This is a genomic window from Cyanobacterium sp. IPPAS B-1200, assembly GCF_001747005.2.
Lineage (GTDB): Bacteria > Cyanobacteriota > Cyanobacteriia > Cyanobacteriales > Cyanobacteriaceae > Cyanobacterium.
Window position 1 is genome coordinate 1906127 of sequence record NZ_CP182899.1, and the last position, 15210, is coordinate 1921336.

16 protein-coding genes are annotated in these 15210 nt (G+C 37.2%); 7 read left to right on the forward strand and 9 right to left on the reverse strand.

All coding sequences use genetic code 11. The features are described from left to right. Positions 1 to 298 precede the first annotated feature (298 nt). Together A5482_RS08700 and A5482_RS08705 are read left to right on the forward strand one after the other, a co-directional pair. On the forward strand, positions 299 to 1042 hold the full coding sequence (locus tag A5482_RS08700) for a pseudouridine synthase (protein WP_069790523.1): 744 nt from the start codon (positions 299 to 301) through the stop codon (positions 1040 to 1042). Between the two features lie 34 nt (positions 1043 to 1076). Beyond that, positions 1077 to 1898, forward strand: a complete 822-nt coding sequence (locus A5482_RS08705) for a helix-turn-helix domain-containing protein (protein ID WP_069790522.1) — start codon at positions 1077 to 1079, stop codon at positions 1896 to 1898. A gap of 190 nt (positions 1899 to 2088) precedes the next feature. Here the strand turns inward: A5482_RS08705 and ldpA are convergent, their stop codons facing one another. After that, a complete protein-coding gene (gene ldpA, locus A5482_RS08710) occupies positions 2089 to 3150 on the reverse strand; it encodes a circadian clock protein LdpA (protein WP_069790521.1) in 1062 nt (353 codons plus the stop codon). A gap of 80 nt (positions 3151 to 3230) precedes the next feature. Further along, entirely contained in the window at positions 3231 to 3779 is a 549-nt protein-coding gene (locus tag A5482_RS08715; RefSeq protein ID WP_201150052.1) for a VOC family protein, read from the reverse strand. A 145-nt stretch (positions 3780 to 3924) separates the two neighbouring features. Between A5482_RS08715 and A5482_RS08720 the strand changes: the two genes are divergently transcribed. After that, complete coding sequence (locus tag A5482_RS08720; RefSeq protein ID WP_069790519.1) at positions 3925 to 4557, forward strand: hypothetical protein; 633 nt, start codon at positions 3925 to 3927, stop codon at positions 4555 to 4557. Between the two features lie 119 nt (positions 4558 to 4676). On the opposite strand, the gene A5482_RS08725 is transcribed toward A5482_RS08720, so the two are convergent. From A5482_RS08725 to A5482_RS08735, 3 genes are all read right to left on the reverse strand, one after another. Beyond that, positions 4677 to 5459, reverse strand: coding sequence for a sulfite exporter TauE/SafE family protein (locus A5482_RS08725; protein WP_069790518.1), 783 nt, complete (start codon positions 5457 to 5459; stop codon positions 4677 to 4679). Between the two features lie 76 nt (positions 5460 to 5535). Continuing rightward, positions 5536 to 5868 (reverse strand): rhodanese-like domain-containing protein, encoded by a 333-nt coding sequence (locus tag A5482_RS08730; RefSeq protein WP_069790517.1) that lies wholly within the window; start codon positions 5866 to 5868, stop codon positions 5536 to 5538. A gap of 33 nt (positions 5869 to 5901) precedes the next feature. Further along, positions 5902 to 6588, reverse strand: a complete 687-nt coding sequence (locus tag A5482_RS08735; RefSeq protein ID WP_069790516.1) for an MBL fold metallo-hydrolase — start codon at positions 6586 to 6588, stop codon at positions 5902 to 5904. A 224-nt stretch (positions 6589 to 6812) separates the two neighbouring features. Here A5482_RS08735 and A5482_RS08740 point away from each other — a divergent pair, with 224 nt between their 5' ends. Further along, on the forward strand, positions 6813 to 8396 hold the full coding sequence (locus A5482_RS08740) for an IS1634 family transposase (RefSeq protein ID WP_069791669.1): 1584 nt from the start codon (positions 6813 to 6815) through the stop codon (positions 8394 to 8396). 316 nt (positions 8397 to 8712) lie between these two features. Next, positions 8713 to 9957: a tryptophan synthase subunit beta gene (gene trpB / locus A5482_RS08745; RefSeq protein ID WP_069791536.1), complete on the forward strand. Its 1245-nt coding sequence runs from the start codon at positions 8713 to 8715 to the stop codon at positions 9955 to 9957. 79 nt (positions 9958 to 10036) lie between these two features. On the opposite strand, the gene A5482_RS08750 is transcribed toward trpB, so the two are convergent. The 3 genes from A5482_RS08750 to A5482_RS08760 all read right to left on the reverse strand — a co-directional run bounded on the left by A5482_RS08750 (position 10037) and on the right by A5482_RS08760 (position 12809). Further along, on the reverse strand, positions 10037 to 11056 hold the full coding sequence (locus tag A5482_RS08750) for a photosynthesis system II assembly factor Ycf48 (RefSeq protein WP_201150092.1): 1020 nt from the start codon (positions 11054 to 11056) through the stop codon (positions 10037 to 10039). 31 nt (positions 11057 to 11087) lie between these two features. After that, positions 11088 to 11435, reverse strand: a complete 348-nt coding sequence (locus A5482_RS08755) for a rubredoxin (RefSeq protein ID WP_069791534.1) — start codon at positions 11433 to 11435, stop codon at positions 11088 to 11090. 150 nt (positions 11436 to 11585) lie between these two features. Beyond that, positions 11586 to 12809, reverse strand: coding sequence for a D-alanyl-D-alanine carboxypeptidase (locus A5482_RS08760; protein ID WP_083260479.1), 1224 nt, complete (start codon positions 12807 to 12809; stop codon positions 11586 to 11588). A 293-nt stretch (positions 12810 to 13102) separates the two neighbouring features. Here A5482_RS08760 and A5482_RS08765 point away from each other — a divergent pair, with 293 nt between their 5' ends. Next, positions 13103 to 13579 (forward strand): GNAT family N-acetyltransferase, encoded by a 477-nt coding sequence (locus A5482_RS08765; protein ID WP_069791533.1) that lies wholly within the window; start codon positions 13103 to 13105, stop codon positions 13577 to 13579. Here the strand turns inward: A5482_RS08765 and A5482_RS08770 are convergent. After that, complete coding sequence (locus tag A5482_RS08770) at positions 13533 to 14306, reverse strand: sensor histidine kinase (protein ID WP_069791532.1); 774 nt, start codon at positions 14304 to 14306, stop codon at positions 13533 to 13535. The two genes, A5482_RS08765 and A5482_RS08770, sit on opposite strands and share 47 nt — an antisense overlap. Positions 14307 to 14478: 172 nt before the next feature. On the opposite strand from A5482_RS08770, the gene A5482_RS08775 reads away from it, so the two are divergent. After that, positions 14479 to 15204, forward strand: coding sequence for a cell division protein SepF (locus tag A5482_RS08775; RefSeq protein ID WP_201150091.1), 726 nt, complete (start codon positions 14479 to 14481; stop codon positions 15202 to 15204). Positions 15205 to 15210 lie beyond the last annotated feature (6 nt).

Here is a 15210-nt window from a genome sequence, read left to right on the forward strand (position 1 = left end):
ATTGACCAAAAAAATTGTTTAGCATTTCTTTGTGATGATTGAAGTATTTATGGTGTTGTAAAATTTAGATTTGATTTTCCATTTAGGCTAAGAATGAGGAATGGTAATCAGATTTTGAGTATCAAATGCTTGTTGTCGTTTAAAAATTGTTTCTAGCATTATTAAGCAACGCCATATTTATAAATCATTTAACTTTATTATGAAGGGATAAAAAGGATCGTTTTTGGCTGATAAATTGAGCTAATTCGTGTAATGATGATTAGTGGTTAAATATGATTGTTTTTCAATAATCAAATTAATGGTTGATAGAGTTCAAAAAATATTGAGAGAATGGGGAGTTGCTTCCCGTCGAGAGGCTGAAAAGATTATTTTGGCTGGAAAGGTAAAGGTTAATGGTCATGTTATCACTTTGGGGGACAAGGCAAACCCAAATAAGGATAAAATAGAGGTAGATGGCAAAGTTTTGAGTCGTCGAAATCGCCCTGAGTTAGTTTATATTTTATTAAATAAGCCCAAGGGAGTTGTATCTAGTTGTGATGATCCTAAAAAGCGCAAAACTGTTTTAGATTTATTGAATCCTGAGTTACAATTAGGGCAGGGTATCCATCCTGTGGGTAGATTAGATATGGATTCTACGGGGGCTTTGATTCTCAGTAATGATGGTGGTTTTACCCTCAGTTTGACTCATCCCCGTTATCATTTGCCTAAAACTTATCAAGTCTGGCTAAAGGGTGATATGCCTGATAATCTGATCAAAAAATGGTCTGAGGGTTTTTTATGGGAAGGGAAAAAAACTCTTCCTGCGCAAATAGTTGTTAAAAAAAGGACTGTTTCTAAAACCCTTATTGAGATTGTCCTCCATGAGGGGCGAAATCGACAAATTAGACGGATTGCTGAACTTTTTGGGCATCCTGTTATTAGTTTACACCGAAGTGCGATCGCATTTATCCGTTTAGGAAATTTAGGATTAGGAGAATGTCGTTTTTTAACTGCTTCGGAGGTGAACAAATTGAGTATAATTGCCCATAACCCAAAAAATTAAGATTTAGATAGAATGAGCAAGATAAATAACATATATGTTAAAACTTTTTAGCGGTAAAAAACCTATAGAGGTTGATTATAACCAAATTCGTCAAGAGGAATTGGATAGGGTTAGTGTCTTATTAAAGGATAAGAGACAATCTTTGGGGTGGGATATTGAATCTGTTTCTAGTAACATTCATATTACTAAAAATATATTAAGGGCGATCGAAAATGGTGATTTAAACAAATTACCTGAGCCTGTATTTGTTAAAGAATTACTCAAAAAATATTCTGAGTTTTTAAGCGTTAACATTGAGGAAACTATTGATAGTTTTCCCACTGAGAAAAATAATAATAAAGGTTATAAATCCGCTCACCAAAGAAATATTAATCCTTTTAATTTTAGAATTAATTTTAACAGTAAATACTTATATGTTGTTTATATCGCTCTTTTATTTTTCTCCGTAAAAAGTCTCAATGAAATGTTGCAACCAACACCTTTTACTACTCAAGAAACCACGGAGACTCAAACGAGTGAAAATGATACCGAAGAAAATCAAACCGTAACAGATAATCTAACCAATAATACTGATGAAATCACCGATAACCCTACTATCCCTGTGGTTGATAATAACCCAGAACAACTAAAAGTAAATATAAAAGCCCAAGATAATTCATGGGTAAGGGTTGTTATTGATGGTAATACGGAGTTTGAAGGCATCCTAACTCAAGGTAGTGAAAGGGAATGGATTGCTAGTCGAGAGTTTACCATTCGGGCTGGTAATGCGGGAGGGTTGTTAATTAGTGTAAATGAAGAAACCCCTAAACAAATTGGGGAGTTGGGGCAGGTGGAGGAAATTACTTTAAATTTGTAAGAATCTAAATAGGATGTGATGAACAAATCAGAAAGCTATAATAATAAGATTTTTAGGCATATATAGTTTCTTAAAATACGCAGAAATAGCCCTTTTTTATACAAAATACATGATTACAAATAGTACACTAATAAATCAATCAAAATGAAAAAACCATTGCCCATTCCCTATTCCCCATTCCCAACCTCGACTACAAAACCTTTTCTTCATTAACTGTTTTTATACTTCCCACTAACTGATAAGCCTGAGATACGGCTTTCCACAACAGATGGGGATATTCTTCTAGTTGATTTTGGGGGGAAATTACTTCTAATTCATGGAGGGTATCTGCAAGGATTTTTCTGGCTTTACTACCAAAAGCAATGCCATTAATTTTGTGAGGAGAAAGCCCCATCTCCCTCATTTTAACAGCGGTATGTTCATTTGTTCCTCCTGCTAGTTGTAAATAATCATCAAACCCTTCATTAATCATGGTTTGGGCATATTTTATGGTTAGATGGGTGGTGCCTTTGCCAATATCCCCACTCATAGGGCGCCCGTCAGTTTGCCAAATTAAGGGGATGGGCAGAGGTTTGATATAGTTTGCTATTTGGTGTAAATAACTGGTGACGGTGGGGGTATAAGGGCAACTAATGGCGATTAATTGTAGTTGGGGTAGGTGAGGTTTAAGCCATTGCCATAATTTACAGAAATGCTCAAAATGTCCTTCTTGGGTGTGGATTTCGAGGGCGTTAATGGGTAATTCTGTAAGCCAATTTAATACTTCTTGGATGCCAATAACATGGGATTGAGTATCGATTAAACCATAGGGGCAAATAGGCACACAACGCCCACAACCATAGCATAGTTTTTCTTTTACTCCTTGGGTGGGATGCTCAAATTTTATGGCATCGGCGGGGCAAATATGCTCACAGGGCCGATCGCACTCAGGGGGACATTTGCTAGGATTAAAGTAGGCTTTACGAAAATGAGGATCTTCCCCATCATTCACACTTACCATTAAAAGAGGATTACTAGGATTATAGCTAAGGGCGATCGCTTCTTGCCGAAAACTTTTTGCCACCTCTATACCCACCAAAGCAGCATTAATAACAGCCCTATCCGCCGCTACATCAATACAATCAACCCCCGCCAAAGTATAAGCCAAAGCCAAATTACGAATAGAAGGTAAATGTTGATAACTAGCACCGCAAATCAACTTAAACCAACTACCCGACTCCAAAGACAACAACCCCGAATCCTGTAATAACAAACTCTTTGATACCTAAAATTTAACTAAAAAACATCCATGAATAACTATTATCAATTATCCATTCTTAATTCTTAATTGATTTAGCTTTTCGCTTCCACCATTTCAATTACCCGATTGTCCAAATCTTTGACTAAAAAATTAAGAGGATTATCACTACGAATCTTATACTTTAAACGGCGAGACTGTACCCTCAATAATAAATCATCCAAACACTCATGATCAAAACAAACATGACGCTGAGAATTTTTATAACCCAAAGTGGCACCGCCAATAACGTGTAATTGAGTATTTTTGCGCAATTGATACCATAAACCACGATTTTCCTGCAAAACCGTAGCATTACCTCCACTACCAGTATAAATAGGATCAAGCATTGCAGAGCCTAGACTTTGATCATAATTGTAATAGTAATGCAAAGGCACATCCGCCACAGGTAAATTTAACAATCTCTCATAAAACTCCTGGGCTACCGCCAAATCAGATACCATGATAGTATGCACCTTTGGGGCGCTAGTTAAAAACATCCACATGGCACCACCATAAGCCACCAAAAGCATTACCATAATTCCCTGAGTAGAGAATAAACCATCCGTTATACCGGGTAAAAACGCCCCCAAAATATTTACCATAGTTAGACTGCTGTTTATCATATAATTTCAGTGTTGAACCTCGTATTAATATTGTGGGATATTTCGTGGCTATTTAGCAATAATTAACTTATCATCAACCACCGCCGAATTTAGCTATCATTTATTTTGTCATTGAATTTCATATATGAATCCGACTGATTTTCCCGAAGCAAACCACCCTTTAATATATCCCTTACTGCAAATAGACGATGTCACCCTACTAGATTTGTTACAAAACCATTTAGACAAGGGAAAATATTTAGTTTCTCTCTTTTGCCGCTATCATAACAAAATTAATGATGTCATTTCAGGATTTTATGAACCAGAATATTTATCTTCTATTTCTTTTCAATTATGGAGAGAAATTAGTTATTTTTTCTTTAGTTTAGATCTTAATCAAGATGATAAAAGAGATAATATTTATTATGAAAATATAATTATTGAATATGCTATTGATTGTTTACCAAAAGAAGATTTAGAAGAATTAAATGTTAATAAAACTTCCCTTGAATTAAGGTATTTTCCCTTACATTTTTACTTAGAACAATCTATTAATTTATTATCTCCAAAAGAACGACTAATTATCATAACTAAAGATAAATTTGGATGGCAAGAAGAGCAAATTATTAATTATTTAAAGGCTGAAGGAAAAAGTATTTTATCAGAGGACATTGGAGATTTATATAGTTCCGCTCACAAACAACTTTTAAAGTTGATTCCCCTTGATATTCGTCTTATTTATTTAGATAAAAGAAATAGTATTATTGCAGGAATTTAATATACAAATTAAGGTTAAGTAGGTTGGCGAAATTAATTATAGCTCTTATTTTATTAAGACTCTTATGAACAATGGGTTTAAACCCCCTTGCCTAAATCGATTTAATTATGCCTACTTACTTATCTGGCAATTAAAACAAATATAGCTACCACTAAAACAAAGTAACCAAAACCTTTTTGTAAATATTTAGCATCAATTTTTTTACTTACATAAGAACCAAAAACAATACCAATACTAGCAGCTAAAGTAAAACCAATGGTTAAAAACCAATCAATATCTACTAAGGTTAAATAACCCACAAAAGCACTGGCTGATTTAGTGGCAATAATTAATAAAGATGTGCCAACCGCCTCTTTCATCGGGATACCACCAATTAACACAAGGGCTGGAATAATCAAAAATCCACCCCCAACCCCTACAAAACCTGTTAGGATACCGACCACTAACCCTTCCACAATGGTTAAAAGAATCTTTTTAGTTTTATCGTTTCCAACGGCTTGTACCTTTACTGAGGTTACTTCGGTTTCTGATGGTTTACCACTACTTTTTTTGATCATGAAAAGACTAGCTAACAACATGACTATGCCAAAAGCAACCAGTTGAATAGTGTCGGTAATAAAAGGTAATTGGGTAATTTTTGCACCAATAAAAGCACCTACCATAGCAGGGGGAATAAAACTAATGGCTACGGGTAAATTAACATTATCTTGTCGCCAATGGGGAATGATGCCAATGAGGCTCACAAAACCGACGATAAAAAGGCTCATGGCGATCGCACTGCGAGGCTCAACCCCCATCACATAGCGAAGTATCGGCACTGCCAAAATTGAACCACCACCACCGATTAAGCCTAAACTAAGTCCGATGATGATGGCAAGTATTAGTCCAAAGGTTAAACGCATTTATATTTAAGGTGTGATAAAACAGTGTTTTGGTGAAGATGGGCAATAGCAGAGGAAAAGTAGTTTAGGTAACACATCAAGCCACCACAGGGAGATGGGCTTCTTGCCATGCAGATATGCCCCCTTTTAGCTCGGTTATGGTAGTTAGTCCTGCTTCGATCATTTTTTCGGCAGCGGTGTGAGAACGCTTCCCAGAACGGCAATAGAGAACGATATTAGGATAGGATGCCAACTCTTTGGCAGAAAATTCAGAGAGGGGTTTTAGTAAGGCTCCTGGAATGTGTCCTTGGTCATATTCATCTTTTTCCCGTACATCAATTAAAACTACAGATTTATTTTTCATTCTTTGTTCTAACTCTTGGGGGGTGATGAGTTGATACTGGGCTTGAATAATATTAGCAATGATCATAATTTTTTTCGGGTAGGGTTAACAAAAATTGTTCTAAACTTTGCCACACATTTGATTGGCTGGTACTGCTTCCATGATTCTTTGAGGATTGGGTAAATCAAGGTTATCCATTAGCTCGATAAACTCGTCTCTTTTTTTGCCACTAATACGGGGATTGTGGGCTTTTTCTTCGGCGATGGTGGATACCATATGTCCTCGATAGTCATGGGCAGGATACACCAAAACATCATCAGCAAGGGCAAAGAAACGTTTGGTAATGGTGTCGTAGAGCATTCCAGAATCCCCACTTTGGAAGTCGGTACGTCCGCAACCTCTGATAAATAGGGCATCCCCTGTGAGTAAGTGGCTGTTATTTACCAGATAGGCAAAATGGCAGTCTGTGTGGCCGGGAGATGCGATCGCCTTTATTTCTATACTTCCTACCTTAACCACCTCATTATCAACTAAGTGGCGATCGGCACAATTTACCTCGGCTTTTTCAGGCACCAAACCCTTACACCCAGTCAACTCCCGCATTTTGCCAGTACCCGTAATGTGATCCGCATGAACATGGGTTTCTATGCAGTATTTGAGAGTCAAACCCAACTCCTGTATTAGTTTCAAATCCCTTTCCACCTGCTCAATGACAGGATCAACCAATACCGCTTCCTTCGTCTCAAGGTCAGCAATTAGGTAGGTATAAGTCCATGTATCTTGATCAAATAATTGGCGAAATAACATTTTTATATTTTGTATTTACTATTTATTTTATTATATAACTATTTTACTATTTCGTTATATGCTTAACAGTTTTTTAGCAAAAAATGTCATAAAGCTAAAATACAGATAAAACCGACCTTCCGCATAGTTCAAGAAAAAGCAAGAATACTACAAAAAAAGTGATAAAAAAGATGAAGTGGAATAGAGTAAATTAGTTTTAATAGAGTAATGATAAGTCTAGGAAAATGTATGAATCAATAAACATTGAAATAGAAAATATTGATCATTTAGGTATAATAGCTGGAATAGTAGACGAGGTAGGCATTGTAGAGATTGTAAACCAAAAACTACCATCCTATGCTACAGAAAAAATTAGTAAAGGATTAGTAGTCAAGGCAATGATTCTCAATGCCTTGGGTTTTGTGTCTCAGCCATTGTACCTATTTTCAGAGTTTTTTAACGACAAAGCAATAGAAAAATTACTAGGAAAAGAAGTAAAAAAAGAATACTTAAATGATGACAAATTAGGGAGAAGTTTAGATGAACTATACGAATATGGACTAAGTAATTTGTTCATAGAAATAGTCATAGAAGTAATAAAAAAATATCAAATAAAAAGTAATTATCACCACTTAGACTCCACATCATTTCATGTGGATGGTAAATATGAAAATGAGGAAGAAGAAAATAGAAAAACCATCAAAATATGTCATGGGTATTCAAAAGATAATCGTCCAGATTTAAAACAATGTGTATTAAATTTAATAGTATCAGGGGACGGAGAAATACCATTATGGATGAAATCAGGACAGGGAAATCAAAGTGATAAAAAAGAATTTGTCAAGATAGTAAAAGAGTATAAGAAAAGTATAGAAACAGAGAGTATAACAGTATGTGATAGTGCCTTATATAGTCAAGAGAATATCCAATTACTAGGGGAAATGAAATGGATAACAAGAGTGCCATTAACAGTAAAAAAAGGGAGAGAATTAGTAGAAAACGAAGAAATATTATGGACAGAGATAGAAAATGAGCAAGAACAAGAATTGAAAGAAAGAGGTTATGAATGGAAAGTAATCAAGGAAAACTATGGGGGAATAAACCAGAGATGGTTAGTAGTAGAAAATAAAAAAAGAAAAGAAAGCGATCTAAAAAAAATAAAAAAAGCAATTCCCCTAGAAAAAGAGGAAGTAGAAAAAGAGAAAAAGAAAATATCTAGAAAATTGTGGTGCGATAACAAAGAATGTGAACGAGAAATAAAGAAAAAGAATAAAAGGTTTAAATATTATGAGTTAGAGATAGAAGACATTAGAAAGCAAGAGAAAGGAAAATATGAAGTAAGTGTAGTGGTAAGAGAGAAGGAAGAAGAAATAGAAAAAAAGAAAAATCAAGCAGGAAGATTTATCTTAGCAACCAATGTAATGGAGGAAGAAAGATTAAAACCATGGGAAATACTATGGGAATATAAACAACAACAAAAAGTAGAAAGAGGATTTAGATTTTTAAAGAATCCCTTATTTTTTACCGAGAGTTTTTATGTAAAAAAGGTGGAGAGGTTGGAAGGGATATTATGGTTAATGTCCTTGAGCTTATTGATATATAACCTAGCTCAAAGAGAAATGAGAAAAGAATTAAAAAGAAGAAAAGTAGGATTGAGAAACCAAGTAGGAAAAAGAACAGAAAAAGTAACAATGAGATGGATATTCCAATGCTTTCAAGGAATCTATCTGGCAAAAATAAATGAAGAAGAAAGAATCGTAAATATGAATAAAGATAGAGAAGAAATATTAGAATATTTACCAGCAAAATGTCGTGAATATTATCAATAAAAAACCTTGATAGTTAGGAAAACATCAACAAAAATAAGAGCCATTACAACATAAAATAAAAAAATTGATGGCATAGGTTTGTGGTGGGAAAATATAGAAATAGTCCAAGAGTAAAATAGCAGAGAAAAAGACATTAAAGATAATTTTTACTCAAACCATTACAAATAGCTCATCTTCTTTATGTCGCTTTATTTGTGACAAAATGAAGTGCGGAAAGTCGGATAAAAAATTAATGATCCATTACCAATTATTCATTGCCCCTAAGCCAAGATGTAAGATAATGATAGAAAGAAAAATATTATAAAAAAGAAACACTGTGACCACCACACCCATAAGACCTAGCAATAATCCTATTCGAGTACCAGACAACTTCGGACGCTTTGGCAAATACGGCGGAAAATACGTTCCCGAAACTCTCATGCCCGCCCTCAGCGAACTAGAAACCGCCTATAACCAATACAAAAACGATCCCGACTTTAACCAAGAATTAAACCAACTACTAAAAGACTACGTTGGTAGGTCAAGTCCCCTCTATTTTGCCGAAAGACTTACCCAACACTATGCCAAACCTGATGGCACAGGGCCTCAAATTTACCTCAAAAGAGAAGACCTCAACCATACAGGCGCCCACAAAATTAATAACGCCCTGGGGCAAGTATTACTAGCCAAACGCATGGGCAAACAAAGAATTATCGCCGAAACAGGGGCTGGACAACATGGAGTTGCCACCGCCACCGTGTGCGCTCGTTTTGGTTTGGAATGCGTGATTTATATGGGCGTAGAAGACATGGAACGCCAAAAATTAAACGTGTTCAGAATGCGTCTTTTAGGGGCTACCGTCCAGCCCGTTTCCGCAGGTACAGGAACTCTCAAGGATGCTACCTCAGAAGCTATCAGAGACTGGGTAACCAACGTAGAGCATACCCATTATATCCTTGGTTCAGTGGCAGGGCCCCATCCTTACCCCATGATGGTAAGGGATTTTCATGCGGTAATTGGTGTCGAAACCCGTGAGCAGTGTTTGGAAAAATGGGGTAGTTTGCCTGACATTCTCCTCGCCTGTGTGGGAGGAGGTTCCAATGCCATGGGTTTATTTTATGAATTTGTCAAAGATAGTTCTGTGCGTCTCATTGGTATTGAGGCCGCAGGAAGTGGCGTAAACTCTGGAAAACACGCCGCCACCCTCACCGCAGGGCAACCAGGGGTATTACACGGCGCCATGAGTTATTTATTACAAGATCAAGATGGACAGGTTACCGAAGCCCATTCCATCAGTGCAGGGTTAGATTATCCTGGGGTAGGGCCAGAACATAGTTTCCTCAAGGATGAAGGTAGAGCAGAATATTACAGTGTTACCGACCAGGAGGCGCTCGATGCTTTTCAACTTCTTTGCAAGTTAGAGGGGATTATTCCCGCCTTAGAAACTGCCCATGCTTTCGCTTACCTTGACAAGTTATGTCCTACCCTAGAAGGCAGTCCAAAAATCGTGATAAATTCTTCTGGACGTGGTGACAAGGATGTTCAAACCGTGGCTAAACACATTAAAGGGATTGATTTATAGAGAATAATAAATAAACAAAAAAAGTAAGGTGGGCAATACCCACCTTTTTTAATCTTGCTATTTACTTAAAACTATTTGATTACGCTTCTTCACCAAAATCCATAGGGGCTTTGTCAGGATTGTACTTTAATAAAATCCCTTGTTGTCCTAAAACAAAACCTTGGTCTGCATTGGGGAAAACAATACGATACAAATTAGAAGGAACATCCTCTACTTCTCTATCCTTAAACCAAGTTTCGCCACTGTCATTGGTAACTAAAAGATTTCCACTACCTCCTGCTAACCAAATTTCATCCTCATGGGTAGCTAAATCAAGGAATCCCCAACTGGTAGAATATTCAGGGATAATAACATCTTCCCAGTCTTCAAAATCTGCCGAGCTAGTTAACTGAATTCTTCCACCTCTAGCAATTAACCAGAGTCTTTCATCATCAAAGAAGCCCATGTTTTGTAAACGACGGGAAGAGTTGCGTAAATGGGGAGTCCATTCCGTGTCTCCTGGTATCCAAGTAGAATAAAAGTTTCCCCTAGCACTTACGGCTACATATTTTCCACTAGGAGAGCGACTGACGTTACGAGCAACACCCACAGCACCTTCTACCAAAGCTTTCCAGTTTTTACCACCATCGCTAGTTTTATAGATAGCACCCAAGTTAGTAATCATTTCTGCGGTATTGGGGGCAAGGGCGGTTACGCCATAGGGTACTCCTGGAAGTTGATCACTGAGGGGGATTCTTTCCCAGTTTTTACCACCATCAACGGTATGTAAAAGAATAAAGGGTTCTCCTGAAATCCAGCCTTCTTCACCGTAGAAACTAACACCATTAAAGGTTATTTTTTCGTCTCCTAGTTCGATAATTTTTTCTTGCCAAGTGTCTCCACCATCAACGGTTTCAAAGAGACTCGCTTTTGTACCTACTAACCAACCGTGATTGGAGTCATCAGTAAAAGCGACATCAGCAAAGGTTGCGTCGGTATCAAGGGTAATTACATCCCATGGGTTGGCGCTGAGGTTGGATGCCACAGCACAACTGACACAGAATAGTCCGACTGTGATAACTACAATAAATTGTTTTAGCTTATTTAATAATAAGTTCATTTTTAATTCCATAATATATTTTAAATTTGATCTAACCCAATGTGTAAAGACTCAAAAACAATAGAAATCCGACAAATAATGATCCGAAAATTAGGAGGTTTTTTTGTCCTGGGGTTAAGTTATTGACACCAAAGCCATAGTCTAAGTTTTCTGCAAATCCCGAGGGGGCATCGGTGGCTCCGATGTTGACAAAGGCTGTTTTGCGAGCGCCACATATGGGGCATCTCCACGTTTTTGGTAAGTCGGTAAATAATGTACCTGCTGGGGTTTCACTTTTAGCATCTCCTTTGGAGGGAACATACCTATATCCACAGGAACGACATTCATAACTCGGAGGGGCTTGTTCGGCAAGAGTTTTTTCGTTGGCGGCTTCACTCATGGCTTTATATCAGAAATCTTAAAAGTTCTTTAAGAATTATTACATAAAAAGGGGAGAGATAATTGATAATGAATAATTGATGATAGATAATTAGATTGTGATTAATTTAGTGTTAGTTTTTTTAAATTTTTAGAGTGAATCACTCATAATTTATCTAGTCGAGGTGGGTAATATGGGTCTGATTTGCCAATGGTTGCTTAGGTCTGTTAATAGTTGATCTTGGCGATTTCTGAGGTCGTCTAAGCCGTTAGCGTAGTTCATGATGGCAAAATAGACGGTTCCTCGTTCTTGGGTGTCGATCGCCCCTGACAAGGCACTGACAACGGCTAGGGAGCCTGTTTTAACGGGTATTCCAGAGGGAATGTTACGATCTTTGATAGTCCCTTCATCGATGCCTGACACGGGAAATAAGTCGCCGATGGTGAGGTTATCTTTTTTTATTTTTTGCTCGATGGCAATTAATACTCGACAAGCAGCACGGGGCGACATACGATTATTTTCCCCTAATCCTGAGCCGTTTATTAATTGGATTTCTTCGGGGGGTACATTACTCAGCCTAGATGCGATCGCACTTAATTCTATTCCTCCGCCCATCTGTTGAGCAAGGTTATCGGCAATAAAATTATTACTAAAAAGATTCATCGCCCTGAGAATTTCCTGTAAAGGTTTCGATTCATGGGTATATAAAACATTGGCTTGGGGGGGTACACCATCACGGAAAATATTTTGTCCTTCTATGGCTAATTGGGGGCGTGGGGGAGGATTTTCCATCTTTTGATACTGGGTTTCTACGGCATAATTCCAATTTGCACTATTAAAAGCCCGTCGCAAGTCATCCCCAGAGGTGCGGTTATTTTCCTCAAAATTCATCTGCCAATCACCGACGATGACAAGATTTCCTGTAATACTTTCGATGCCTAATTCCCTCATTTTATCAGCAAGGGCGATCGCATCTTCCCACACAAAAAAAGGATCACCTCCTGCCTCCACAATTAAATCTCCCTCCAAAACACCCCCATTAACCCTTCCTGTGGTGTAAATTTTGGTCAGGAAACGATGATTTATCGACCACTTATCCAAAGCTCCCAAGGTAGTCGCCATCTTAGTAATAGAAGCCGCAGGAGCCATAATTTTACCCCGATTATCCGCCAAAGTTGCCCAGTGGGTTTGAATCCAGATACCCTGTTGATTGAGAGGAATATTACGGCTTTCTAATCCTTGTAAATACCGCTCAAAAATTATATCTACTTGCTCATCTCCTTCGGTGGGTAATTGAAAAATAGAAGCCTCATGCCAAGGAATTAAAGGCACCTGATGGGGGGTAGAAGAAAAATTCAACCAACCAGAAAGAATTGTTAAGATACCAAAAAACACAGTTTAATCAGTAAAAAATAAAACTTTATTGTGGCCTGTCCATGGTTGATTGTCAACGAGTTTTTTTTGTCATCATTCAAAGACATCTCCATTTTTCTGGTGTTACAGACTCAAAAATATTTGCTACGATTATTGTCACCAAGGTTAATCAAATTAATTTAAACTGTTTCTTTCTATCCCTATCAGCCAGATTCAAATTGATGATAAGGAACATAGCACTTTAACTTAAAGCATTAACTCATTACCTTTTCGTTTATTTTTTTCAAATCTCCATGGTTAGAGAGGAAATCAAGATGGATTGTAGTCACATCAAATTTTGTACCGATAAAGAAAAAATTGACCTAAATCAATTGTTGATACTGTATCGAAAAAATGCTTTTTGGACACAAAATCGTAATCTTGAAGATGTTTCCATTGCGATCGCCCATAGTAATCCAGTAATATCAGTATGGGATAATAAACGACTTATCGGCAGTGCAAGGGCAACCTCCGACGGCATCTACCGGGCCACCATTTGGGATGTAGTGATTGACTCAGAATATCAAGGACTAGGACTAGGACGCAAATTAGTAGAAACCTTAATCAGTCATCCCCTCCTCAACAGAGTAGAAAGAATATATCTCACCACCACCCATCAACAAAAATTTTATCAAAGAATAGGTTTTGTCGAAAATGAAACCACCACCATGGTTTTATATAATACCTATCCTAATCCAGAAGACCTCATGCAACAGTCTCACAATTGGGAAGAAATATCTCTAAACAGGTAGTTTTTTCCGTCACCTCCCCAATGCGACATTGCCCTCCCATCAAACTAATTAAACTTTGGGCGAGGGTAATTTTCGCACCACTGGACAACATCGGAGGAGACTCCATACCCCCTTGCTCATGAAAAGGTAAATCCTCAAATCGGCTAGACTCATTAAACTCCTGGTTACAAAAAGGAAAATTAATGGTAATTCTTAAATAATCAGCAGGGGCTTCACAATCTGCCCCCATAGTAATAGTACCTAATGGAGTAATATCGATCGCCACTTCTAACCAGTAAAAAAACGCTTGGGCTAACTTTTCACGATCAGCTAAAATAGTTAAACTTTCATCTACCATGGCCACATCCAAAACTACATTACGATTTGCCCCTTGCATCCTCATCTTTTTTGCTACAAAATTAAAAAAATCAACACATTTGAGGGGAGTTAACTCTAGTTCAACCTTGGCTGTCTCTAGCTTAGAAATCTCAATCAATTCATCTAACATATTCATCAACTTCTTACTATACTCATAGGCTTCGGCGATAAATTGTCTTTCCTCCTCCTCACTTTCACACAAATCGTTCAAGATTAACTGATGAATACTCATCAAACTCCCTAAAGGCGATCGAATTTCGTGGGATACCCTACCTAAAAAACCAGCCTGAAAACGAGCGTATAATGAAGCATTATGATAAGCAATTTTAGCCTCTTTTAGCTCTTGAGCTAAGGATGTATTTTCGTTCATAACTAAATTAGTTTAAAAAAGTTTTCTACTATGCAAAAAAAGTCTTACTTTTATAGTAAGTTAATCATAAAAAAAGTAACTAATTCCATTTTATGATTTAATCTTAAGTAAGTTTTTGTTATTAAACAAAAATAGGTATTATCATACAAATGTTGTAACCAAAGTTAAAGCAGTGAGAGAAAAAATTTTTGGCAGTTTAGAAAAACTAAAAAATATTGTCAACGGACCTAATCGAGATTATGATTCCTTTGACGAGGAAAATAATTACAATCCTTATGAAGAGGAAATGGAAGAGATGATGTCCGAAGAAATAGAAGAAGAGGAGCAGGAAAATTCTGAGGTATTACTACAACAAAGGATTAAACCCCGTCGGGAAAGTACAACCATCAGCCCCTCCCCTTCTTTGAGTCGTCGTCGCCGTCATACATCCTCCATGGATACAGATAGTAATCATGATATGGATATGGAGCAAAATAGTAGAATGTCTAGTCGTTTCCCTAGCAATGTAATTGGATTACCCGGAGTTAACACCACCATGAATGAAATCGAAATCTTTGAACCTCATACCTTTGAACAAGCATCGGAAGTGATAAAGTTATTAAAACAACAAAGAACTGTTGTACTAAACTTAAACTTAATGGAATCCTATGAAGCTCAAAGGGCTGTAGATTTCGTGACAGGAGGCACCGCAGCCCTCGATGGTAACTGTGAAAGAGTAGGAGAGTCTATTTTCCTCTTTACCCCCAGAAACGTCCATGTTACCAACTCAAAAGGCGCCTCTAGTGTGGGAAAAAAACCTGAGAATGGCATCTCTGATGATCTTACTTCCAGTAATTTCTCTGATAATCTCTGGAGTAATACCCCTTTGCCTGATTTATCCTCCCCCTTGGCTCAATAGTCAAGT

What these genes read in the sequence shown, in the direction of transcription:
- A5482_RS08735 (WP_069790516.1), bottom strand. Translation starts at nt 6,588, where the DNA reads ATGTTATTTCGCCAATTATTTGATCAAGATACATGGACTTATACCTAC.
- A5482_RS08720 (WP_069790519.1), top strand. Translation starts at nt 3,925, where the DNA reads ATGAATCCGACTGATTTTCCCGAAGCAAACCACCCTTTAATATATCCC.
- A5482_RS08715 (WP_201150052.1), bottom strand. Translation starts at nt 3,779, where the DNA reads ATGGTAAATATTTTGGGGGCGTTTTTACCCGGTATAACGGATGGTTTA.
- A5482_RS08770 (WP_069791532.1), bottom strand. Translation starts at nt 14,306, where the DNA reads ATGAACGAAAATACATCCTTAGCTCAAGAGCTAAAAGAGGCTAAAATT.
- A5482_RS08765 (WP_069791533.1), top strand. Translation starts at nt 13,103, where the DNA reads ATGGATTGTAGTCACATCAAATTTTGTACCGATAAAGAAAAAATTGAC.
- A5482_RS08725 (WP_069790518.1), bottom strand. Translation starts at nt 5,459, where the DNA reads ATGCGTTTAACCTTTGGACTAATACTTGCCATCATCATCGGACTTAGT.
- A5482_RS08730 (WP_069790517.1), bottom strand. Translation starts at nt 5,868, where the DNA reads ATGATCATTGCTAATATTATTCAAGCCCAGTATCAACTCATCACCCCC.
- A5482_RS08700 (WP_069790523.1), top strand. Translation starts at nt 299, where the DNA reads ATGGTTGATAGAGTTCAAAAAATATTGAGAGAATGGGGAGTTGCTTCC.
- A5482_RS08705 (WP_069790522.1), top strand. Translation starts at nt 1,077, where the DNA reads ATGTTAAAACTTTTTAGCGGTAAAAAACCTATAGAGGTTGATTATAAC.
- A5482_RS08740 (WP_069791669.1), top strand. Translation starts at nt 6,813, where the DNA reads ATGTATGAATCAATAAACATTGAAATAGAAAATATTGATCATTTAGGT.
- A5482_RS08755 (WP_069791534.1), bottom strand. Translation starts at nt 11,435, where the DNA reads ATGAGTGAAGCCGCCAACGAAAAAACTCTTGCCGAACAAGCCCCTCCG.
- A5482_RS08750 (WP_201150092.1), bottom strand. Translation starts at nt 11,056, where the DNA reads ATGAACTTATTATTAAATAAGCTAAAACAATTTATTGTAGTTATCACA.